Source organism: Anaerospora sp., from assembly GCF_032013335.1.
In the GTDB taxonomy this organism is placed as follows: Bacteria; Bacillota; Negativicutes; order Sporomusales; family DSM-15969; genus Anaerospora.
In genome coordinates, this window is sequence record NZ_DALZUO010000005.1 from 1 (window position 1) to 24,137 (window position 24,137).

The window sequence follows — 24,137 nt, forward strand, 5'->3', positions numbered from 1 at the left end:
GGGCGATCAGCTTCAATGTCATTGCGAGGAGTGCAGCGACGTGGCAATCTCATCTGTTAATATTGTTGTGCGACAATCTCCTGTTTGCTCTGAGAGCTAAGCAGGGGAATTCGTATATATAAAGAAGTGTTATTCATCCTAGTAAAGGGTAAGGAGAGGATTGATATGATCAGTATCGACCAGAAAACAGCGGTTTTGGCGGAAGCATTGCCGTATATGCAGAAATTTGCCGGTAAGACTTTTGTTATAAAGTATGGCGGCAATGCAATGCTTAACGATGAATTAAAGAAAAATGTCATTCAAGATATAGTGCTGATGAAATGCATTGGTATTAATCCCATTGTTGTACATGGGGGCGGACCGGAAATTACCGGTATGCTCAAGCAAGTTGGCAAGCAAAGTCATTTTGTTGCCGGTCTGCGTGTTACAGATGCTGAAACGGCTACTATTGCCGAAATGGTGCTGGCAGGTAAAATCAATACGGAGATTGTTAGCCTCATCAATCAGTACGGCGGCAGAGCAGTGGGCCTGAATGGTAAAGATTCGGATCTTATTGTGGCGAAACAGACAATGGCCACGGTATATGAAAATGGTCAGCCAAAGGAAGTGGATATCGGCTTTGTTGGTGATGTAACCAAAATCAATGCTGATATTATCCGTATTCTGCTCAGTCATAATTACATTCCTGTTATTGCTCCTACCGGTGTAGGCTTAAAAGGGGAAACCTATAATATTAATGCGGATTATGTTGCCGGTGAAATTGCCGCTGCTGTCGGTGCAGCTAAGCTTGTGCTGCTTACCGATGTGGAAGGTATTTATCGGGACTATCATGATAAAAGTACTTTTGTCTCGACGCTCCCTTACTCGGAAGCCCAGGAGATGGTAAAGAAAGGCAGCATTGACGGAGGGATGATTCCCAAAGTAGAAGCTTGCATTCGCGCTTTAGCCTCAGGGGTGGAAAAGACACACATTATTGATGGCCGCCAGGCTCATTCTCTTATGCTGGAAGTATTTACGGCAACCGGCATTGGTACGGAAGTAGTTAAAGAAAGCGGGAGGGGTTAACGTGAATAAGGAACAGATTATCGCACAGGATGAACAGCACTATGTGCCTGTTTTTGCCCGTTACCCCATTGTGCTTTCTCATGGTGAGGGACCGTATGTATACGATACGGAAGGTAAGAAGTACCTTGATTTCTTAGCTGGGATTGCCGTCAATGTACTCGGTCATGCTCATCCTAAGCTGGTTGCTGCGATTGCTGAACAAGCCGGGAAGATTATTCATTGCTCCAATCTGTATTACACGGAACAGCAGGCATCCCTGGCAGCAGCTCTGACAAAACTGGCTGGCATGGATAAGGTGTTCTTTGCCAACAGTGGTGCAGAGGCAAATGAAGGGGCTATTAAACTGGCCCGGAAGTATGGCAAAACCTTAAGTGAGGACCGTGTGGAAATCATTACTGCCGAGAACTCCTTTCATGGCCGTACGTATGCAACACTGACTGCTACTGCCCAGCCCAAATATCAAAAAGGATACGAGCCTTTGCCAGGTGGCTTTCGCTATGTTCCCTTCAACGACTTGGAGGCCCTGAAAAATATCGTATCCGAAAAAACCTGCGCAGTAATGCTTGAACCGATTCAAGGTGAAGGTGGTATTAATATTCCCGATGCCGGATACTTGCAAGCGGTACGTCAATTGTGTGATGATAATGGCGCTTTGCTCATATTTGATGAAATTCAGACAGGTATGGGACGGACAGGAAATTTATTCGCATATCAGACTTTTGATGTTAAACCGGATATCGTAACTGTTGCCAAAGGTCTTGGCGGCGGGGTACCGATTGGAGCCTTCCTGGCTGCGGGTAAAGTAGCTGATGTATTCCATGCCGGCGATCATGGCAGTACCTTTGGCGGCAATCCTTTAGCATGCGCTGCCGCAAATTCCGTATTAGCTGTAATCGCTGAAGAAAATCTGGGAGCGAATGCCGCTGTTATGGGCGAATATATGATGGCTGAATTACGCAAATTGCAGAGTAAATATTCGCAGCTGATTCTTGATGTTCGTGGTAAGGGCCTGATGATTGGCGTGCAGATCAGCCGTCCTGGACGGGAAATTGTTAATCGTTGCCTGGAAGAAGGCTATATTATCAATTGTACTGCCGGTGAGGTCTTGCGTTTTGTGCCGCCGCTAAACATTAATAAGAATCATATTGATGAATTAATAGTTAACTTAGATAAGGTGTTTGCTGAGTTTTGCTAGTATAAATATAAATAATCATTGAAATTTTATGCAATACCCCTTATACTAGAAGTACAAAAGGGGGATCGGTATGAGCCTAACATGCAAAGATTTATTATCTATTCATGACCTCTCAACAAGTGAGGTCTATGAGATTCTAGAGCTTTCCCGGGAACTAAAACAAAAACAGCAGCAAGGGATAGAACATCATATATTAAAGGGAAAAACCCTTGGCATGATTTTTCAAAAGTCTTCCACTCGTACACGTGTTTCTTTCGAGGTAGGCATGTGGCAATTAGGCGGATCGGCATTGTTTTTGAGTGCTAATGATCTGCAAATTGGCCGCGGTGAGCCAGTTCGAGACACTGCCCGTGTGCTGTCGCGATATGTAGATGGGATTATGATTCGTACCTTTTCTCATGCAGAAGTGGAAGAATTAGCACATTACGCCAGTATTCCCATCATAAACGGCTTAACAGATTTATTGCATCCATGCCAGGCGCTGGCTGATATATTTACGGTTGTCGAACATAAAGGGGATTTAAAAGGCTTAAAGATGGCTTACATCGGTGACGGCAATAATATGGCGAATGCTTTGCTGCACGTATGTGCCAAGGTGGGGATGGATATTACTGTTGCTACGCCGGCCGGATACGAGCCGGATAAGCGTATGGTTGCGCAGGCTCAGTCCGCCGCGGCTCTGTCAGGCAGTCGTATTACCATAACCAATCAGCCGCTGGCTGCTGCTGAAGGTGCTGATGTGCTGTATACCGACGTATGGGCCAGTATGGGCCAGGAAGCGGAGCAAATGGCAAGACGGCGTGTGTTTGCTGATTTCCAAATTAATAGCCATACGTTAGCTGTAGCTAACAAAGATGCTATTGTCCTTCATTGCCTGCCTGCTCACCGGGGTGAAGAAATTACTAATGATGTAATTGAAGGCCCTCAGTCTGTGGTATTTGATGAAGCGGAGAATCGGCTGCACGTCCAAAAAGCCATCATGGCTCTGCTCATGGGCGGCCGCCGATAAGACACCATCTGCGTTGGAGAGCCGGCCGCCGATAAGGCACCATCTGCGTTGTTGGAGGGGGAGGCACAATCCTCACCGTACGCCCATGTACGCCTCCGGTTGCGCCTCCCCCTCCGCCTAGCAGCTGGAGCCTTCTCGACGGCCTGAGCTTATCGGCAAAAGGGTACGGGGAACGGGCTTGAGACGGTTGGCGGTGCAAGGCTCCCCTTCGGGGTGCACAGGGGAATGACGATGGATGGAACGAAGCCTTACCTGTCATTGCGAGGAGTGCAGCGACGTGGCAATCTCAATGTTTGGCTTCTTGTCTAATTTTTGTGGCTTCTTGACAGATTTTGATATATAGTAAAAACACGTATTCATTACAGGAGGGTTTTAGATTATGAGCGATGTAAAAAAAGTAGTCCTTGCTTATTCGGGGGGACTGGATACTTCCGTTATTATTCCGTGGCTGAAAGAGAATTACAGCAATTGTGAAGTTATTGCTATGTGTGCTGACCTAGGACAAGGGGATGAAGTCGAGCCCGTTCGGGAGAAAGCTCTTAAGTCCGGCGCCAGCAAAGTATATATCGAAGATGTTACCAAAGAATTTGTGGAAGATTACATCTGGCCGGTGTTGAAAGCCGGTTCGGTTTATGAAGGAAAATATTTATTGGGTACTTCTTTTGCCCGGCCGATCATTGCCAAGAAATTGGTGGAGATTGCTGAAAAAGAAGGCGCTGATGCAATTGCCCATGGTGCTACCGGTAAAGGCAATGACCAGGTTCGTTTTGAACTGACTGTCAAGGCTCTTGCTCCTCATCTTAAGGTTATTGCTCCTTGGCGTTTATGGGACATCCGTTCCCGTGAGGATGCCATTGATTATGCAGAAAAACACAATGTACCTGTGCCTGTCACCAAAAAACGCCCTTACAGCATGGACCGCAATATCTGGCATTTAAGCCATGAAGGATCTGACCTGGAAGATCCCTGGAATGAGCCTAAAGCTGATGTTTACATGGTAACAAAAACACCGGAGCAAGCTCCTGATGTTGCCGCCTATGTAGAAATCAGTTTTGAAAAAGGGATTCCTGTTGCCATTAACGGTGAGAAGCTGGGTGCAGTTGAACTTTTAACTAAACTGAATGAACTGGGCGCTGAAAACGGCGTAGGTATTACCGATATTGTTGAAAACCGGTTGGTTGGTATGAAATCACGTGGTGTTTATGAAACTCCCGGCGGCACTATTCTCTTTTATGCACACCGCGAATTGGAGTATTTAACACTTGACCGGGCTACCATGCATTACAAAGAACAGATCGCAGTCCGCTATGGCGAGCTAGTGTATGATGGTATGTGGTTTGCACCTCTGAAGGAAGCATTGGATGCTTTTGTTGATGCTACGCAGCAAACCGTTACCGGTACGGTACGGCTCAAATTATACAAAGGAAATATCATGAGCGCCGGTGCAAAATCGCCATACTCGCTATTCCATGAAGGTTTTGTTACTTTCGGACGTGATGAAGTATATAATCAGAAGGATGCCGAAGGATTTATCAATCTCTTTGGTCTGCCATTAAAAATTCGCGCTCTGATGCAGAAAGAGGCGGGTAAATAGATGAAACTTTGGGGTGGCCGTTTTACAAAGGGCACCGACAAAGGAGTGGAGGAGTTTACCTCCTCCATTTCTTTTGACTGCCGCATGTACAAAGAAGATATCGCGGGCAGCATTGCCCATGCACGGATGCTGGCCAAATGCGGTATTATTCCTCAAACCGATGCAGAACAAATTGTTACTGGCCTTGAGGGAATTCTGGCTGATATTGAGGCTGGAAACTTTTCTTTTGAGGTTTCCTTAGAAGACATTCATATGAATATTGAGAAGCGGCTGATTGACCGTATCGGTCCAATCGGCGGACGTCTGCATACTGCCCGCAGCCGCAATGACCAGGTAGCACTGGATACGCATATGTATCTGCGCCGAGAAATAGCGGCAGTTGCCGCACTTGTTACCGAACTGCAAGCAGCGATTGTTGAAACTGCTGAAAAGCACAGTGAAGTTATCATGCCTGGCTACACTCATTTGCAGCGCGCGCAGCCCATTCTGTTTTCCCATCATATTATGACATATTTTTCTATGCTGGCTCGTGATTTTGGCAGACTGCAGGGGGTGTGGGACCGGACGGATGTTATGCCGTTAGGGGCAGGAGCATTGGCTGGTACGACTTTTCCCATTGATCCGCATTACGTGGCAGAGCAGTTGAATTTTGGCGCACTCTATGAAAACAGTATTGATGCTGTCAGTGACCGGGATTATATACTGGAATTCCTGTCTTTTGCTTCTATTCTAATGATGCATCTCAGCCGTCTGAGTGAAGAGATTATTCTTTGGTCAACTGCCGAATTCCGTTTTATTGAACTGGATGATGCTCATTGCACCGGCTCCAGCATTATGCCGCAAAAGAAAAACCCTGATGTTTCTGAACTAGTACGCGGTAAAACCGGTCGTGTCTTTGGCCATTTGATGGCGATGCTGACTGTGGCTAAAGGGCTGCCACTGGCTTATAACAAGGATTTACAGGAAGACAAAGAAGGCTTATTTGACACTATTGATACGGTCAAATTCAGCTTATCTGTATATGCATCCATGCTGCGGGCAATGAAAGTAAATGGTGAGCGGACACTGGACTCACTGCAGCGGGATTTTTCCAATGCTACCGATATGGCAGACTATTTAGTGAAAAAAGGGCTGCCTTTCCGTCAGGCTCATGAGGTAGTAGGTCGTTCGGTACGTTATTGCATTGATGAGCGCAAATGGTTGGCTGAGTTAAGTCTGGAGGAGTTCCGTCAGTTCTCGCCGCTATTTGAAGCAGATATTCTGCAGGCAATTAAAATTGAAACTTGTGTACAAAACCGCAATTCCCATGGCGGCACATCGCCTGTACAAGTGGCAAGGCAAGTGGCAAATGCTAAAGCCTTACTGACTAAGCAGCAAGGTGTACTTGACACATACAGGAAAGTAGGACTATAATTTTTCTAATCCTACACCGATAAAGGAGGCCGCAAAAAGAAATGAGCGAATTAGCAATAACCAAAGTATCTAAGCCGGGCACGCTCCCAGACGAAAGTCAATTAGGCTTTGGTAAGCATTTTACTGATCACATGTTTGTAATGGATTATGAAACCGGTAAAGGCTGGCACAGCCCCCGAATTGAACCGTATGGTACATTTGGGCTTGAGCCGTCTGCTATGGTACTTCACTATGGGCAGGCCATTTTTGAGGGAATGAAAGCTTTCCGCCAGGAGAGCCAAATCGTGCTGTTCAGGACAAAAGATTATTTAAATCGTTTTAATCGTTCGGCAGATATTCTCTGTATTCCGCGTATCGATGTGGATGTAGTTGCCAAGGGCTTGAAAACACTGCTGGAGATTGATCAGGCCTGGGTTCCGGGTAAGCAAGGCACCAGCTTGTACATACGTCCGTTTATTGTTGCTAATGACCCTTATGTGGGTGTAAAAAGCTCCGATCATTATAAGCTGTTTATCATCTTATCACCTGTCGGTGCTTATTACGCTGCCGGATTTAATCCTGTTAGCATTCGGGTGGAAGATAAATACGTCCGTGCTATCAAAGGCGGCGTAGGCGAAGCGAAGACTCCGGCCAACTATGCAGCATCACTGCGAGCTCAGGAAGAAGCTAAAAAAGAAGGCTTTGCCCAGGTTTTATGGCTTGATGCTACTGAACGCAAGTATATAGAAGAAGTTGGCACTATGAATATTTTCTTTAAAATTAATGGTGAGCTTATTACTCCGGCCTTGAATGGCAGTATCTTGGGCGGAATTACCCGCCGCACTGTTATTGAACTGGCGAAGGAATGGGGGGTACCGGTCAGCGAACGGGAAATCAGTATTGATGAAGTTTTCGAAGCCAACGCGAAAGGCCAATTGGAAGAAGCATTTGGCTCCGGAACTGCGGCAGTCATTTCTCCGGTAGGGGAGCTGTCCTGGAAAGGCGAAAAAATCATTATTAATGGTAATCAAACAGGCCCATTCGCGCAAAGATTATTTGATCAGGTAACAGGCATCCAATATGGTGTTGTTCCTGACAAACATAATTGGATTGATCCGGTAGCTAAAATATAGCTTAGATTGTTATTCATTCAACCACGGCGCAGAAGTGCCGTGGTTTTTTATCTTATTAGAAAGTATAACTTTCTGATAAGAAATAAGAACGACATAGGCTTCCACCTGCATCTTAAAGAACTTGGTGCAAGCCAAGTCTTTTCTAACTTTTTTATTTATTTTTCACAACCTGCCATTGAAACTAAAGGTTTTTCCTGTTTATGGGTAGAATAACATGAAGAATCCGACTATGAGGTGCAACCGTTCATGTTACTGCAAATTAGAGGAATCTTATCTACAGTTACTCTGCTAGATATCCTGGATGTTGTTTTAGTAGCCTTTGTATTATATAAATCGTATGCTTTAATTAAAGATACCCGGGCGGTAGCGCTGCTGAAAGGCCTAGTTGTGCTATTGTTTGCCACACTGGTAAGCAAGTGGCTGGGGCTGAATGTAGTGAACTGGCTGCTTCAGAAGAGCATGACAGTAGTTTTAGTTGCTCTGCCGGTAGTTTTTCAGCCTGAACTCAGAAGGGCATTAGAGCAGCTAGGGCGGGGCAAGATTTTTAGCAAAACAGGTTTTATGAATGAAGAGGAAGCGGAGTCCCTGCTGGCGGAAGTAACGCGGGCGGTAACGTCGCTTTCCAAAAATAAAATTGGGGCATTACTGGTTTTTGAACGGGCAATTGGTTTGAATGATTATATTGAGACTGGCATGAAGATTGATGGTCTGGTATCCAGTGAGTTTCTTACTAATATTTTTATTCCTAATACACCAATGCATGATGGTGCCGTCATTATTCGCGGCAACCGTGTAATGGCTGCCGGCTGCCTGCTGCCGCTCACCGAGGATCGGACACTTAACAAGGAATTAGGGACCCGGCACCGGGCAGCGATTGGGATGACAGAGCAAACCGATTCGGTTGTTGTTGTTGTAAGTGAGGAAACCGGTACAATCTCCTATGTCTATGGAGGACGGTTGACACGTTACTTGGACAGTGAAATGCTAAAGGATAAACTGAGGCCTTTCCTGGTGAATAAGCAAGTGTCATTTACCGACTTCTTTAACTGGAGGCCATCGTAATGAGTAAAATTACCAGCAACAATTTAACTGCGAAAATTGTAGCTCTCATTTTGGCAGCTATTTTGTGGCTCTATGTGATGAATGAGCAAAATCCGCCAATTGAATCCAGCTTTTCTCTTCCTGTTGAAGTGCGTAATGGTCAAACAAATTTAGTGGTTTCTGATTTACCTGATACGGTAAGAATTAAACTGAGAGGCCCAAGAAGCATTATTGCCGGCCTTTTGGCAAAAGATATGGTAGCGTATATTGATGTGAAGGGCCTGGCTGAAGGGAGAAATACAGTAAAAATTAATACCCAGATTCCTTCGAGCTTGGAGCTGGTGGAAACAAATCCGGATAAAGCAACCATTCGCATAGATACAGCTATCAGCCGTCAATTACCGATTGACATTCGCCTGACAGGTACGGCAACAGCGGGAGCTGCTGTCGGTAAGGTAACCTCCAGCCATGAGAAGGTAACCATTGAAGGGCCGAAGACGGTAGTTGAAAATGTAGAGCAAGTATATGTTCTTGCTGATGTGACAAACAAAAATGCCGATTTTAATGCAACTATCCCTCTGACTCCGGTCAACCGGGCAGGAAAAGAAGTAGAAGGACTTACTGTCTTTCCCGATAAAGTAACCATTTCGGTAGTCTTCTCTAAGGAAGGCGTTCGAAAAATGGTTGATGTCCGGCCGCTTATTTATGGCGAGCTGGCAGGTGGACATGTTCTCAAGGGGATCACTACCGATCCGACTAAAATAGAAGTAACCGGTTCGGCCGATCAACTAGAAAAATTGGAATTCATTTATACAGAGCCAATCAACCTGAGCAGTATTAGTCAGGATACTAAGCGCGAAACCAAGCTGCAGGCCAAAGAAGGACAGGTTGTTTCGCAGCAGACTGTTGTGGTCAATATCCAAGTCGAACGGAAGTAAGAGGCGGCCGCCGATAAGGCCCCATCTGCGTTGTCAGGCCTGCGGGAGCTCGCTTGCCGTACCGCCGCTGTACTGTCTTCGCTCGCTTCCTCGGCCTTCCTAGCAGCTGGAGCCTTTCTCGACGGCCTAAGCTTTGCGGCAGGGGGACCAAGGGGAACGGGGCTTGTTGCAGTTCGTGGTGAATAGCTCCCCTATGGGGTGCACAATAGGTTACCGCTAAGGAAGGCCATGAATGCTTAGCCCTATCTTTAGCTGCCAAGTAGATGGTGAATAGCTCCCCCATGGGGTGCACAATAGGTTACTGCTAAGGACTGGCCATGGATGCTCGCTCATTTGTCATTGCGAGGAGCATAGCGACGTGGCAATCTCATTTTAGCTGCCAAGTAGATGGTGAATAGCTCCCCCCATGGGGGCACAATAGGTTACTGCTAAGGACTGGCCATGGATGCTCGCTCATTTGTCATTGCGAGGAGCATAGCGACGTGGCAATCTCATTTTAGCTGCTAAGTAGATGATGAATAGCCCCCCTATGGGGTGCACAATATAGAACAGTAAAATAATTAACTCTGCAAAAGGGGAAGTAGCCTTGCTGCGTATTACTAATTTTCGTATTCCTGTTACAGATGAGACCTCGATTGAAAAGCTGACTGCCAGGCGGCTTGGTCTGCCGGTAGAAAGCATTGATGACGTTTATATTGTGCGCCGGGCTATCGATGCCCGGCGTAAAAATAATATATCCTTTGTATACTCGCTTCACGTAAAGATCAACAGTGCTGAAGGCGCAGCATTAGCCCGACTGGGCAATGATAAAGATGTCGTACAGGTTGTTGAGCCCGCGCCCGAAGCCGTTGTATTTGGCCAGAAGACGCTTAAGCATCCGCCGGTGGTAGTTGGTGCCGGTCCGGCAGGTTTACTAGCGGCGCTTGTATTAGCACAAAATGGCTACCGTCCCTTACTGTTGGAAAGAGGCCGTGATGTGGACCGGCGCGCTCAGGACGTAAGACGCTTTTGGCAGACTGGACAGTTTGACCCTCATTCCAATGTGCAGTTTGGTGAAGGTGGGGCAGGTACTTTTTCTGATGGTAAGCTGACTACCCGTGTTAATGATCCGCGTATGCAGCAGGTTCTTACTGTATTGGTGGAAGCCGGAGCGCCGCCGGAAATAAAATATCAGCACAAACCTCATGTGGGAACTGATTTACTGCGTCAGGTTGTGAAAAATATCCGTCATCGTATTATTGAACTTGGCGGTACCGTAGAATTTGAAGCAACCGTGACGGATGTTGTCATCAATGGTGGCAAGCTCGAGGGGGTAATCATCAATGGTGACCGGTCAATTGCTTGTGAGACTGTTTTGTTCGGTCCTGGGCATAGTGCCCGCGATACATACCGGATGCTGTATGACCGGGGAGTAGCAATTGAGGCAAAACCTTTTGCCATTGGTGTGCGCATTGAACATCCTCAGGAATTGATTAACCGGGCCCAGTACGGAGTACTGGCAGGTCACCCTAAGTTAGGGGCTGCCGATTATGCATTGGTTTATCACGATAAAGAAAGCAGCCGCACGGCATATTCGTTTTGTATGTGCCCTGGTGGTCTGGTAGTGGCCGGAGCTTCCGAAGAGGGCGGTGTAGTTACGAATGGGATGAGTCTTCATGCCAGAGCCAGCGGCATTGCTAACAGCGCTTTGGTAGTTAACGTTAATCCTGCTGACTGTGGTGATCACCCCTTAAGCGGTATAGAATTTCAACGGCGTTATGAAGCGTTAGCTTTTGAAGCGGGTGGCAGAAACTATTTTGCACCTGTTCAAAGTGTAGGAGACTTTCTGAGTGGTAAGAGCGGCAGCATGGAGTTTGCCACTGAACCAACATATGGACCTGGAGTTGCAGCCGTCGATTTGCGCCAATGTCTGCCGGACTTTGTGACAGATACACTTACCAAGGCGCTGCCTGAATTCGGCCGCAAAATTCGGGGCTTTGATCACCCGGGTGCCCGTATGACCGGTGTTGAAACCCGGACATCTGCTCCGGTTCGCATCGTACGCAGTGACAATTTTGAGTCAATTACAACGCAGGGATTTTATCCTATTGGAGAAGGTGCAGGCTATGCAGGCGGCATCATGAGTGCTGCACTGGATGGCGTTAATGGGGCAATGGCGCTAATGAATGAGTACAAACCAGGCTGACGGCGAAACATTACGCCTATTCAGCGAGATGAAGGGAGACAGACAATTACATGACACGACTTTTTGGCACCGACGGGGTACGCGGTGTGGCAAATACGGAACTAACAGCTGAGCTGGCCTATAAAATGGGCCGGGCTGCAACTTTTCTTTTTGGTGAAGAACATGCGAATCCAGTAGTTATTATTGGCAGGGATACGCGCATTTCCGGGCAGATGCTGGAAGCTGCTCTTGCGGCAGGTATTTGTTCTGCCGGTGGACAGGCAATATTGATGGGCGTTGTTCCGACTCCGGCTGTCGCTTATCTGACTCGCAAACTCGATGCTCAGGCTGGAGTAGTGATTTCGGCCTCACATAATCCTTATCCGGATAACGGAATCAAATTTTTTGCCGGTACTGGCTATAAGCTGCCTGATGCGGTGGAGGACCGGCTGGAGGAACTTGTTCAGGCCCAGATCGATACCCTGCCCCGTCCTATAGGCAGTTCTGTCGGCACGATTACCCATAGGCACGATCTTATTCAAGATTATATGGATTTCATTGCTGGTACCGTGCCTGTTGATTTTTCTGGCCTTAAAGTGGTAGTTGACTGTTCTCATGGTGCGGCCTACGAGGTAGCACCGCTGCTGCTTAAGCGGTTAGGGGCAGATGTAATTGTTATGAATAACCAACCTACGGGAATCAATATTAATGATCACTGCGGCTCTACGCATTTAGAAGGATTGCAAAAGGCAGTGCTGGAGCATCACGCCGATATTGGCATTGCTCATGATGGCGATGCCGATCGCTGCCTGGCTATTGATGAAGAGGGCCAGGTAATTGATGGCGATCAAATTATGGTTATGTGTACGCTTAATTTGATGAAAGAGGGCAAGCTAAAAGACAATACCCTGGTGGCTACCGTCATGAGTAATATTGGATTGCATAAGGCTATTAAGCAAGCTGGCGGCAAGGTACTGGTTACACCGGTAGGTGACCGCTATGTATTGGAAACCATGGTAGAAAAGGGCTTAGTACTGGGTGGTGAACAATCAGGTCACATTATCTTTGGTGACTATAATACTACGGGCGATGGTGTACTTACAGCTTTGCAGTTAATTACCGCCGTAAAATCGTCAGGCAAGAAGCTTTCTGAACTGGGTAAGCTAATGACTAAGTTCCCGCAGCTTCTCGTTAATGTACGGGTTAAATCCCAGATCGGATGGCAGGAGAATGCAGCAATTTCTGCTGCTGTTGCTGCCGGTGAAGCCGAATTGGGCGACAGTGGGCGCATCCTGGTCCGTTCATCCGGTACAGAGCCTTTAATCCGGGTTATGGCTGAAGGGCCTTGCCAGACAGAGCTGAAACGAATTGTAAATAACATTGCTGATGTGGTGAAGAGCGAACTGGTGTAGTTGACCAAACGACCAGTTTATATTACAATGAATGTGTATGCAGAGGAGCACGTTTTGTGCTCCTTTGCATATGTATAAACATATTAGGGTGGAGGTGAAAAAGGGATAGACATTACGTTTTGAGAGACACTAAAACAAAGCGCTGGTACTTGCTGCACAGCAAGTAGACGAGGGAGAGGTTTATCGAGATGTACTTCAGCGGATGCCTCTCGGCTAGCTCCGGTCGTGAGCAACTGGCAAAACTGCAGGGTGACGTGCAGGACAAATTCAGTTGCAGAGCTAAATAACAGTTTAATTGTAATTTAGGAGGAATATCACATGTGTGGTATCGTCGGTTATGTTGGCTCTAATCAAGCAGCCAAATTTTTATTAGAGGGATTATCCAAATTAGAATATCGCGGTTATGACTCCGCTGGCATTGCTATATATGATGGAAGCAAAATTACGGTACAAAAAAGTGTTGGCCGTCTTGTTAATCTTCAAAAAATTAATGATAACAACCCTGTAGCCGGGCATTTGGGCATTGGCCATACCCGCTGGGCAACACATGGACGTCCGTCAGATGTCAACTCCCATCCCCATACGGACTGCACAGGGAAATTTGTTGTTGTCCATAACGGTATTATCGAAAACTATATGCATATCAAAGAGGAACTAATCGCTAAGGGACATCATTTTGCATCTGAAACAGATACGGAAGTAGTGGCTCACTTGCTGGAAGAGTTCTATGAAGGCGATTTTGAAGCCGCTGTTAAAAAAGTGCTGTCCAAAATTGAAGGCTCCTATGCATTAGTGTTCATGAGCCAGAATGATCCTGACAAAATTATTTGTACCAAACAAGACAATCCGTTGGTTATTGGTTTGGGTGAAGGAGAAAACTTCATTGCCTCCGATATCCCGGCTATCATCAGCCGTACCCGTAAAACCTATATCTTGAGTGACGGAGAATTGGCTGTTGTTACGAAAGATTCGGTATGGGTAACCAACCGCCAGGGAGTACCGGTAACGAAGAAAGTGTTCGAAGTGAATTGGGATGCGGAAGCTGCAGAAAAAGGCGGCTACGAACATTTCATGATCAAAGAAATTTACGAACAGCCGAAAGCAGTTCGTGATACTACCAGTGGACGGTTAGCTAAAGATGATGGCAGCATCATTTTTGATGAATTAAAATGGACGGCTGACGATGTCAGCAGCTTTAAGAAAATTGTTATTACAGCCTGCGGTACGGCTTATCATGCCGGTATGGTGGCTAAATATTATTTTGAACAATTAGCCCGAATTCCTGTAGAAGTAGATATTGCCTCTGAATACCGTTACCGGCAGCCGCTGACTGACTCGGATACTCTGTGCATCACGATCAGTCAATCGGGGGAAACCATTGATACGCTGGCAGCACTTAAAGAAGCTAAGCGTCTGGGCGCCCGGACACTGGCCGTCACCAATGTGGTTGGTTCTTCGATTTCCCGCGAGGCTGATCAGGTCGTTTATACCTGGGCCGGTCCTGAGATTGCCGTAGCTTCTACAAAGGCTTATACTACTCAGCTGGTGACCCTTTTAATGCTTGCCACTCATATGGGACAATTAAAAGGTACGTTGCCTGATGCTAAAGCAACGGAAATAATCAAAGGCCTGAAAAATTTACCTGCTCAGTGCCACGAACTGCTGGAAGATGTAGAAGCAATTAAGACATTTGCCCTGAAATACGGTTTTAGTGAAGACGTGTTCTTCATTGGCCGCTCACTGGACTATGCCGTGGCTCTGGAAGGCTCACTCAAACTGAAGGAAATTTCTTATATTCATGCCGAAGCTTATGCTGCTGGTGAACTCAAACATGGTACCTTAGCTCTGATTATTGAGGGAGTGCCGGTCATTGCACTAGCTACTCAGCATGATGTTTATGAGAAGACTCTTAGCAATATCAAAGAAGTCAAAGCGCGTGATGCTGTTGTTATCGGTATGGCCTTCAAGGGTGATACGCAGATTGAAAAATATGTGGATCATACTATTTTCATTCCGAAGACGGATAAATATCTGGCTCCGGTACTTGCGGTCATCCCGCTGCAGCTGCTGGCCTATTATGCAGCAGTAACCCGTGGTGCGGATGTTGATAAACCCCGTAACTTAGCAAAGTCGGTTACAGTAGAATAACAATAAATGAAACGAGGAGCGATAATTCGCTCCTCGTTTTAGTTTATTGTTTTAAGCCTTGAATAAAAATCCGGTGCAGCCCGGTTAATACCTGCTGTGTTGAAAACTCTTGGTCCTTTGTATGAAAATCGATATTATGGAGTGCTGCGAGTAATATCTCTGTAGTATAGCGAATATCCACATCGGCAATTTCACCCTGTTGATCAGCTTTATTCAATAACTCCCGGCATGTAGTGCGCATCCATTGATAGAGTGGCGATTGCAGCGGACGATAGCCTGATGTGGCACGGCTTACACTGCATAGCCAAGATGCTTTTGCCTCAATAAAAGTAACAAACCTAATGATTACCTCATAGAGCTGATCTAATACAGGCAGTTTTGCCGAACCTTCTAGATATGCTTGCACATCATTAAAGAAAGGCTGGCATTCATTGCGTACAATATCGATGCAAATATCGCCTTTTTCCGTGTAGCGGCGGTATAAACTTGCCTGACCAATTCCAGCCATTTTGGCAATCTGGTGCATGTTTACGTTTTCAACACCATGCTCGATAAAAAGCGTGCGGGCCGAGTTCAAAATCCGGGGTCCGATTGTTTCGCCAAGTCCTTTACTCATTGATCATTCTCCTTAAAAAGAAGTGTCACTGGTCTATTGACATGGGACAAGTTGTCCCGTATAATTCAACAAAGGACAACTTGTCCTCTGTTGAATTATATCATGCCTTATCATGTAAAAGCAATGTAGGAAGGCAGCTCTTATCTAATGGCTATATAGCAGAAATCGAGGTAACTAAAATGGGTCAAAATGACAATTTTAAAAAAGGCTTTGCTTCGGCATTAGGAGCATATATGCTTTGGGGTATATTGCCTATCTATTGGAAATTAGTCGGGAACGTACCAGCGAAGGAGATTATTGCTCATCGCATTTTCTGGTCTCTCGTTTTTATGCTGGCAGTTGTACTTATTACAAATAGAAAACAACAAATGCATACTGAACTGCTTCAATTACTAAAAAAACCTGCAAGCTTGCTGGCACTGGTAGCAGGAACAGTTCTGATTACGCTCAATTGGTTTATCTTTATCTGGGCAGTGAACGAAAATCGCGTGATTGAAACGAGCTTGGGTTATTATATTAGTCCGCTTGTTAGTATCCTGCTGGGGATTATCGTATATAAGGAACGGTTATCCTGGGGACAGGGGATTGCTGTCTCATTAGCTGCCGCCGGCATGTTATATATGATTATGCATTTTGGCAGCGTACCCTGGTTTGCAATAAGCCTGGCAATTTCTTTTGGCTTGTATGGATTATGCAAGAAGATAGCCGTGCTGACACCCATAACAAGTATTACGCTGGAGACGCTTATCGTAGCACCCTTTGCCCTGCTGTATCTTTCCTATATACACTTTCAGGGAATGACCAGTTTTGAAGGATTATCGCTTACTTCTGCACTGTTAGTGGGCAGCGGTATTGTAACGCCTATTCCGTTGTTATTATTTGCCAATAGTGCGAACTATTTACCGCTCACCATCATTGGTTTTGTTCAGTATTTAGCGCCTACTATTTCGCTATTAATAGGAATTTTTCTGTACAATGAAGCTTTTACTGCAATCCATTCGGTTTCTTTCGGGCTCATTTGGGCAGGATTGTTTGTATTTTCTTTATCAAGTATACGTTTCTCCGGACAGGAAAAAAGAGTGCCTATGCTTTCAAAAGATAGCAGATAGTCCTAAACGATAAAAATAACCCCCTTATTCGGTGAGAATAAGGGGGTTATTGGCTTATCAGCCATATGGCAAAGAGGGAAGGTTATGGCTGCTTTCCGATATATGCCAGGATACCGCCATCGACATATAGAATATGGCCATTCACGAAATTGGAAGCATCGGAGGCCAGAAAAATTGCTGGCCCCATAAGATCCTCGGGTGTACCCCAGCGGCCGGCAGGGGTTTTAGCAATAATAAAGTTATTGAAAGGATGGCCTTCTTCCCGCAAGGGAGCTGTTTGAGGAGTTGCGATGTAGCCGGGGCCGATGCCGTTGCATTGGATATTCAGCCCGCCCCATTCAGAGGCAAAGTTCTTGGTCAGCATTTTTAGTCCGCCTTTGGCTGCGGCGTAGGCGCTTACTGTTTCGCGGCCTAACTCGCTCATCATGGAACAAATATTAATGATTTTCCCATGGCCTTTTTTTATCATGCCAGGTGCTACTGCTTTGGAAACAATAAAGGGGGCATTTAAGTCAACGTCAATTACCTGCCTGAATTCGGAAGCTTTCATCTCAAGAGCTGGAATACGTTTAATAATCCCGGCATTATTCACGAGAATGTCAATGATGCCTACCTCTTCCGTTATTCGGGCAATAGCTGTATTCACCTGGTCTTCATCGGTTACATCAAAGACATAGCCATGGGCTGCTATACCTGCTTCCTTATAGGCTGCGATACCTTGCTCAACCAAGTCCTGCCTAATGTCATTAAAAACAATTGTTGCACCTGCATTGGCGTAGGCGCTGGCAATTGCAAAGCCGATACCATAGGATGCTCCTGTTACTAACGCAATTTTGCCTTTTAGTAAAAACTCATCTAACACATTCATTTTTGAATCCTCCTATCCATACTGCCCTAGTGTCGACATTAGTTTGGGAAATGTTATAACCTTACTACAAGAAATAAAGGAAACCCTGCTCGATATTTCTAAATAATAAGATATTTCAGTATGTGGAATGATTAGTGAAACTAGAGTGAGCTGCTGTTTTTAAACAGCAGCTCTTAAGTAATTGTAAGCCTACGTTACAGATAAAGGATTGGCTGGTCAAATGGCGAAGCATTATCAATGATTACATATAGTAGGGACTGTTCGGAGGGTGAGATTTACTATGAAAAAACAAGTAGTACTCATGACGCTGTGTTTGCTGCTGCTTGCAGGTATTCCAGTTCAGGCTGAAGAGACTGCGAAGACATCACCAATGGATTGGGAGATCAGTGTCCTTCCCAAACCGACGCAAGAAGACCTTGAAAAGCAGCGTTGGTCTCCTGTGTTCTCCAATGATATTGGCATTTATACATTTGATAATAAATCGCTGGTCTTTGATGAAACAGATAAGAATTTGGTACATGTCTTCACGAAAACTACTTTTGTCGATAAGAAGATCATAAAGAGTCTCAATGAAAAATACAAAGAACAGCTAAACGCGGGGGATAAGGTTCTATGCAGTGAAATGGAGATGGTTTTTCATATTAAACAAAAGACATATGCGGTAATCGGAACGAAAGTATGGAGTGAACAGGGAATCAGTCTGGAAGATAAAAAGCAAACAGGCAAATTTGCGCCTGTCACCCCCAATACCTTTGCCGATACGATGTATGATATTGCTCGTAATTTTGCGAGAAATGGCTAAATCGTTTCTTTAATTTCACCGCTGAGGTAAGGATTTAAATCATTTGTGTAAATCTCGGAAAGATTGACAGAGCCTTTTTCTACGAAATGATTATCTTCCATTAGTTTTACCCAGAATTTTACCTTTTCAGGATCGATGCCATTTTCGCTAGGGAAAATAGTGCCGGCTGCTTTATCGGGGTCTACTTTTAAATAGTCGGCGGCAATTTTTATGGCTTCGGGGTAATTTTTGTTGATCCAGTGCTGGGTTTTGACGGTTGCGGCAATATAGGCCTTAACAACATCGGGGTTGTCGCGGATGAAAGCTTCGCTGAAGGCCCTGGCAGAATACGAGCTGGCAGGACCATTTCCGGCCGCAGTCCCAATCGAATAGGTTTCAGTCAGCGGGCGGACACCACCTCTTTTAAGAGCCGATAAAGTAAAGACATTGTGGATGCCGGCCACATCAATGATTCCTTGACGCAGGGAATTCTCAGCCTGCCCATCCGGCATAGGGATAAAGGTTACATCATCTTTGGAGATGCCGTTTTGCCGCAAGTATTCGGAGAATAATAACTCCGTGCAGCTGCCGACGTAGCCAATCGAAACTTTTTTGCCGATGACATCTTTGGCTGTTCGAATGTTGCTGTCTTCGCGTACTAAATAAGTCATATGGATTTTGTCAGGCTCGGGATTATCCTGGGAGCCCTGCAGCACCATTTTGATCTTAGCGCCTGCCTGACGAGCCTGCGATATGGTAAGAACGTGACCAGCGGCAAAGAGGTGATTGTCACCTTTTATGACCGACTGGGCCAGGAGACCACCGCTCATGGAACCGGTATATTCGATATTTAGTCCCACTTCTTTGTAGAACCCGAGGCGTTCGCCAATATAGACCTCATTGAAGCCGGTTTGGGTGGGAACTTTTAAGGTGAATTCCTTGGTAAGCTTACCATTAATAAATTTCGGTTTTCCATCATCGGCTTTGGCACCGGTTTTATCGGCGTCAGTTTTGCCGCAGCCGCTGAGAACTAAGGCAACAATCAAAATTGAAACTAAAAGGGCAAACAAAGCTGGAAATCGGTAACGCTGGATCATAGCAGGAGCACATCCTTTCCACATAATCATGAAATCTATATTGGAGATGATAAAGGCCAGAGCCGATTATCACCTATGCCAATCGTTAAGCGGTAAAAAATGAGTACATAAATAAAGAGGCGGATGCTCCCACAAGGGAAGCATCCGCCTTCAGTCATCTGATCAGCCGAATGACAATATATAAAGTTGGTAAAAGAATACCTGATTCTGAGAGCAATGTCAATAGCGTGTTATTTATAAATACTGTACAACATCTTCTCTGCTGGCAAATGCTGCTGGAATAGAACCTGCCGCTACTCCTAACAAGAGACCGGTAAGCATGATATAGCCACTGGTGACGGTGAAAGCTAGCGGCAACAATAAGGCGGTTTTGAGTATCAACATTTTTGCCAGCAGTGCATACAGTCCGAAGCCGGAGAGACCTCCGATTATAACGCCCAGACCTGTAAGCAGCGCTGCCTCTGTCAGGATAATGATAAAAATATCTCGGGAACCGGCCCCTAAGGCACGCAAGATGGCCCGATCACGGGTACGGCTTAATGACGACCAGTATAAAGAAAGGGCCATAATTGTAAGTCCCAGTATAATGACGATGTACGCTGCTGTTTTGAGCACTTGCTCGCCTTGTCCCATAAGGGTTAATAAGCGGATAATCACTTGTGCCGGGAATACAAGCTGACCATCCGGTTCTTGCTGAAATTGTTGATAGAGGCGCATCGCTTCACTATAGCCTTTCGGCTTTACCAGAATAGCTGTAACCTCCTGTTCGTGCTCCTCATGACCAATATCACCAAGGCTAGGTTCAGGTGCATGTTTCTCATGGGCTTGCCAGATACTTTCAATGGGAACTAAGATAGCCTGGTCATAGGGACCGTTCACCGCCTCAAGAATGCCTACAACCTGGTAGGGGTGATTATGTCCATCACCAACCGGCAGCAAGCCATGAATGGATTTAAATTTGTCTCCCGGTTTTAGCCCCAGCTCCCGGGCAGCTTTGGCTCCGACTACCGCTTCAAAAGCTTGTGTGAAGGGGCGGCCTGAAGCGAGCTGCAGCCATTCCTGCTGGCCTGCTTTTGGCTGATGCTGAAAGATGTTGCTTCCGGCACCTATGATAGCATACCCTTTGTAGTTGTCACCGAAAGCTAAGGGAATCGCAGTTGATACTAAGGGATTGGTGGCGATTTTTTCATATAGCTCATGACTCACATTGCCAATTGGCGCATCTTGCAGAAAAACGGTGCTTAGTACCAGTTGGTTAGGGCTGCCTTTGGCCCCGGCAATTAAGTCAAATGGCTCAGTAGCGTTGACTAGTCCATTGTGAATACCGCTAAATAATAAAGTGATGACAAGCATCATGCCAATAGCGGCGGATACCACCAGTACTGTCAAACTGCTTTGAACCGGTTTTGCCAGCAGGTTACGCCAAGCTATGATAAGCCGCATGGGTATTCACCTGCCTTAGGGGAACAACTCGTTGAAACTGATCGATAATTTGACTGTCGTGACTTGACACTAGCAGGGTACTATTGCTACTTTTCGCTAACTGACGCAGTAGAGCAAGTACCCGCTGGCCGTTCGCTTGATCCAGACTGGCGGTAGGCTCATCAGCTAAAATAAGCCAAGGTCTATTGACAACAGCCCTGGCAATCGCTACTCGCTGCTGCTCACCCATACTAAGCTGGCGTGGGAAGCTGTGAAGTCTGTCAGCTAAGCCTACTTGATCCAGCAGGTGGCTGGCCCAGGCTAGCTGGTCCTGCTTGTCAATTGCATCAGAAAAACTCATAGCTGCCAATAAATTGTCCAGGATGGTAAGACTATTGAGCAGATTTAACTTCTGGAAGACGTAGCCCACTGTATGGGAACGCCAAGTATCACGCCATCTCTCCGGCATAGCTGATATTTTTATATTATTGTATTTTATCTCACCGCTGGTTGGAGTCAGCAGGCCTGACAGCAAGTGCAGGAGAGTCGTTTTGCCTGAGCCGCTTGGCCCGACTAAAGCTAGTTGCTCGCCGGTTTCAACGACCAGATTGTCGACATTGACAGCTGTTATGATTTGACGGCCATCACGGAATTCTTTTCGCACATGAATTACTTCTAACATAAAAACTCCTCCCCATCAATTGGACTCTTCAATTGTATCGGCATTTATGCGTACAAGGCTGACAAAGCCGGTTTCAATATCCACTTGATAACCTACTTCCAATTTACCGGTCACGGTAATAGGACGGTCAAAAGGGTATGAGGTGACTGGCTGTAACAGCTTGACCAGCACAATATCATTAGGCCAGTCAGCATCGGTGGAGCAAAAGGGACAAATAGACATAGGTACTTTTGTTAAAACAAAAAAGCTAAGTGTTGGCTTAAGCGGTGGTGCCATAAAGCCGCTGATATGAACGTTCTTGCCTTCGAGGCTTTTCAGCTTTGGTGATAATTCCAGTCCTAACGGAGAAGCATCACTATACAATTCGCTGAAATCAAGAGCAGTGGCCTCCTCGCCGAACCATGGCAGCCAGGAAGGAGCCGCTTGAGCGCGAGAGTAAAACAAGGACGACTCCTCAGAAGGAACCGTCCCGTTTTGCAGCGTCCAAGGCAGCGATAGACTGGCCAGCACCATGATAAGAGTGAATATACTCACGTGCTGGGCTAATTTGGTCATAAGGTTGCCTCCAGGACAATAGTAAAGTGTAATTATTTTTGGCTTTTGCGGCCATCCAGGCCTAAGGCCCTAACAATCCCATAAAATACTTCCGTATTGTCCATTACCCCTTTGAAGTAATCGGCGCCGGGCCCTTCGGCAGTGAGGGGAACGTCATCGGCTGCATGAACTTCCGACGGATCGGAGGCAGGAATGTTTCCTTCTCTTAACGCTCCACCCTGCTCGGCTCGCTTAGGGTTAGCAATTGCCTTGCCGTTCGCCATAATTGCCGGTGCAGTAGGAACACTCTGAAACTGGTAGTTCTCATAATAATCGGGATGATTAGCGAATTGAACAGCTAAGGTTACACTTGGATTGGGATCGTCGGGAAATCCGTCGCCATCGGCATCGGCAAAGGTAGGCCAGCCGGCATCCGCATAAATCCGGACAGCTTCACGACCGGTTTTACCATCCTGCTCATGATAAGTGCCTGTTATGCTGGCGCCGTGGGCATGGTCTGCTACAACAATGATCAGGGTATCGGCATTCTTTTTAGCAAACTCTTTGGCGATGCCTACTGCTTTATCCATTTCGATCGTATCGTAAGCAGCCCGCTGCCAGTCCATGGTATGAAGTTGCTTATCAATTGAAGCTCCTTCTACCATAAGGAAGAAACCATTCTTATTTTTGCTCAAGGTGTTAATTGCTGTTTTGGTCATATCCATAAGAGTTGGCTGGTCGGTAAATTTACCGAGAACTGCTGGATTTTTGGTTACTTCACGGTCAACATATACATCCATGTTATCAAGCTGAAAGAGGCCAAGCAGTTTATCCGGTGTACCGGCATTCTTCAATTCAGTCTTGCTAGTTGCCACAGCGTAGCCTTGCCCTTTAAACTCGTCTACTAGATTACGGTCATCGGTGCGCTTAGAACCAGGTACACTTTTGGGAAGAAAGTGGCGTGAACCACCTCCTAATATAACATCAGGGCGGTGCAGCGGGTTAAGCATCTCGGCAGCAATGAAATTCTGTTCGCTCCGCTTACGGGTATGTGCCAGCATGGCAGCCGGTGTTGCATCCGTTATATTAGCGGTCGAAACAATGCCGGTAGACATGCCGCGAGTACGTTTTGCGAGCTCAATAATATTCTCAACTTTCGGATCATCAAAAGGGTCTTTTGTACTGTCAGCATATACACCCATTGCATTTACTGTGCTTTTATGGCCAGTGGCATAGGCTGAAGCACTATTAGCTGAGTCGGTTACCAGTGAGTCATTGCCGGAAGTGGTTATCAAAGCCAGATTGGACATTTTATCCATTTCAAGCAGGTCATTATACTTGCCTTCGGTGATACCTTTAGACAGAATACGGGCAATTTGTCTGGCCTGCAGGCTCATGCCGTCACCAACGAAGAGAATAACATTTTTTGCGGGTTTGTTTATTTTGTCAGCAGTAATATCATAATTAATGGTGCGTTTTTCTACACCATGTGCAGTTGTCACTGCTACGGTCACAATTACTTTGCCCGCCTGAGGAAAGGCAACATCATTAATGCGATAGGTACTCATCGTTTCAAGCTTAGTGATGGCTGGCTTGCCAAAATACTTTTCAGCTGCTGAGCCGTTAATTGTAACCTCAATGGCTTTAGTAGGAGTATCGGTCTTTACCTCAATTGCAAAATCAAATTTTTGTCCGATAAGGAATTTAGCCCTGTCGATTGGCATGATCGAAATGGCAGATGGCTCAGGCGACGTGTAAGCAGCATACGATACCGTCATACCGGACATAAGCGAGACTAGTACAAGCAGCGTAACTAGTGTTCGCCCCAAATGGGAATGACACGACTTCAAGATGCTAAAATGATACACGAGTGACACCTCCAAAGTTATTTGTATTAGACAGGTTTTTCATTGCTTTCATTATGGCAAACCTTTTGG

General features: G+C 46.0%; 20 protein-coding genes. 13 read left to right on the forward strand and 7 right to left on the reverse strand.

Translation table 11 applies throughout. The features are described 5' to 3' along the window. Positions 1-165: 165 nt before the first annotated feature. The 11 genes from argB to glmS all read left to right on the forward strand — a co-directional run bounded on the left by argB (position 166) and on the right by glmS (position 15,091). The gene (argB, locus tag RTR76_RS05965) at positions 166-1,065 is read left to right on the forward strand and encodes an acetylglutamate kinase (protein ID WP_312517858.1); all 900 of its coding nucleotides are present in this window, start codon (positions 166-168) and stop codon (positions 1,063-1,065) included. 1 nt (position 1,066) lies between these two features. Then, positions 1,067-2,260 (forward strand): acetylornithine transaminase, encoded by a 1,194-nt coding sequence (locus RTR76_RS05970; protein WP_312517861.1) that lies wholly within the window; start codon positions 1,067-1,069, stop codon positions 2,258-2,260. A gap of 70 nt (positions 2,261-2,330) precedes the next feature. Then, positions 2,331-3,269 (forward strand): ornithine carbamoyltransferase, encoded by a 939-nt coding sequence (gene argF, locus RTR76_RS05975; RefSeq protein WP_312517864.1) that lies wholly within the window; start codon positions 2,331-2,333, stop codon positions 3,267-3,269. A gap of 379 nt (positions 3,270-3,648) precedes the next feature. Further along, positions 3,649-4,863 carry an argininosuccinate synthase gene (locus RTR76_RS05980; RefSeq protein WP_312517867.1) on the forward strand — a complete coding sequence of 405 codons (1,215 nt, stop codon included), beginning with the start codon at positions 3,649-3,651 and terminating at the stop codon, positions 4,861-4,863. Continuing rightward, positions 4,864-6,276, forward strand: a complete 1,413-nt coding sequence (gene argH / locus RTR76_RS05985; protein WP_312517869.1) for an argininosuccinate lyase — start codon at positions 4,864-4,866, stop codon at positions 6,274-6,276. It begins immediately after the preceding gene. 41 nt (positions 6,277-6,317) lie between these two features. Then, positions 6,318-7,388, forward strand: a complete 1,071-nt coding sequence (locus RTR76_RS05990; RefSeq protein ID WP_312517871.1) for a branched-chain amino acid aminotransferase — start codon at positions 6,318-6,320, stop codon at positions 7,386-7,388. A gap of 246 nt (positions 7,389-7,634) precedes the next feature. Continuing rightward, a complete protein-coding gene (gene cdaA, locus RTR76_RS05995; protein ID WP_312517873.1) occupies positions 7,635-8,450 on the forward strand; it encodes a diadenylate cyclase CdaA in 816 nt (271 codons plus the stop codon). Beyond that, complete coding sequence (locus tag RTR76_RS06000) at positions 8,450-9,367, forward strand: CdaR family protein (protein ID WP_312517876.1); 918 nt, start codon at positions 8,450-8,452, stop codon at positions 9,365-9,367. The genes cdaA and RTR76_RS06000 overlap by 1 nt, the downstream gene beginning before the upstream one ends. Positions 9,368-9,953: 586 nt before the next feature. Beyond that, positions 9,954-11,552, forward strand: a complete 1,599-nt coding sequence (locus RTR76_RS06005; RefSeq protein WP_312517879.1) for an FAD-dependent protein — start codon at positions 9,954-9,956, stop codon at positions 11,550-11,552. A 50-nt stretch (positions 11,553-11,602) separates the two neighbouring features. Then, entirely contained in the window at positions 11,603-12,943 is a 1,341-nt protein-coding gene (glmM, locus tag RTR76_RS06010) for a phosphoglucosamine mutase (protein WP_312517882.1), read from the forward strand. 318 nt (positions 12,944-13,261) lie between these two features. Next, the gene (glmS, locus tag RTR76_RS06015; protein WP_312517885.1) at positions 13,262-15,091 is read left to right on the forward strand and encodes a glutamine--fructose-6-phosphate transaminase (isomerizing); all 1,830 of its coding nucleotides are present in this window, start codon (positions 13,262-13,264) and stop codon (positions 15,089-15,091) included. Positions 15,092-15,134: 43 nt separating this feature from the next. Here glmS and RTR76_RS06020 read toward each other — a convergent pair whose 3' ends face one another. Next, positions 15,135-15,707 (reverse strand): TetR/AcrR family transcriptional regulator, encoded by a 573-nt coding sequence (locus tag RTR76_RS06020; protein WP_312517887.1) that lies wholly within the window; start codon positions 15,705-15,707, stop codon positions 15,135-15,137. Positions 15,708-15,886: 179 nt separating this feature from the next. On the opposite strand from RTR76_RS06020, the gene rarD reads away from it, so the two are divergent. Then, positions 15,887-16,816: an EamA family transporter RarD gene (rarD, locus tag RTR76_RS06025; protein WP_312517889.1), complete on the forward strand. Its 930-nt coding sequence runs from the start codon at positions 15,887-15,889 to the stop codon at positions 16,814-16,816. An 82-nt stretch (positions 16,817-16,898) separates the two neighbouring features. On the opposite strand, the gene RTR76_RS06030 is transcribed toward rarD, so the two are convergent. Further along, on the reverse strand, positions 16,899-17,684 hold the full coding sequence (locus RTR76_RS06030; protein WP_312517892.1) for a gluconate 5-dehydrogenase: 786 nt from the start codon (positions 17,682-17,684) through the stop codon (positions 16,899-16,901). Between the two features lie 280 nt (positions 17,685-17,964). Here RTR76_RS06030 and RTR76_RS06035 point away from each other — a divergent pair, with 280 nt between their 5' ends. After that, the gene (locus RTR76_RS06035) at positions 17,965-18,486 is read left to right on the forward strand and encodes a hypothetical protein (RefSeq protein ID WP_312517895.1); all 522 of its coding nucleotides are present in this window, start codon (positions 17,965-17,967) and stop codon (positions 18,484-18,486) included. Here the strand turns inward: RTR76_RS06035 and RTR76_RS06040 are convergent. The 5 genes from RTR76_RS06040 to RTR76_RS06060 all read right to left on the reverse strand — a co-directional run bounded on the left by RTR76_RS06040 (position 18,483) and on the right by RTR76_RS06060 (position 24,068). Further along, the gene (locus RTR76_RS06040) at positions 18,483-19,562 is read right to left on the reverse strand and encodes an ABC transporter substrate-binding protein (RefSeq protein ID WP_312517898.1); all 1,080 of its coding nucleotides are present in this window, start codon (positions 19,560-19,562) and stop codon (positions 18,483-18,485) included. The genes RTR76_RS06035 and RTR76_RS06040 overlap by 4 nt on opposite strands. A 234-nt stretch (positions 19,563-19,796) precedes the next feature. Then, positions 19,797-21,005: an ABC transporter permease gene (locus RTR76_RS06045; protein WP_312517901.1), complete on the reverse strand. Its 1,209-nt coding sequence runs from the start codon at positions 21,003-21,005 to the stop codon at positions 19,797-19,799. Further along, entirely contained in the window at positions 20,980-21,666 is a 687-nt protein-coding gene (locus tag RTR76_RS06050) for an ATP-binding cassette domain-containing protein (protein ID WP_312517904.1), read from the reverse strand. Before RTR76_RS06050 ends, RTR76_RS06045 begins: the two co-directional genes overlap by 26 nt. A gap of 15 nt (positions 21,667-21,681) precedes the next feature. Further along, complete coding sequence (locus RTR76_RS06055; protein WP_312517907.1) at positions 21,682-22,221, reverse strand: hypothetical protein; 540 nt, start codon at positions 22,219-22,221, stop codon at positions 21,682-21,684. Positions 22,222-22,253: 32 nt separating this feature from the next. Next, on the reverse strand, positions 22,254-24,068 hold the full coding sequence (locus RTR76_RS06060; protein ID WP_312517910.1) for an alkaline phosphatase: 1,815 nt from the start codon (positions 24,066-24,068) through the stop codon (positions 22,254-22,256). Between the last annotated feature and the right edge of the window lie 69 nt (positions 24,069-24,137).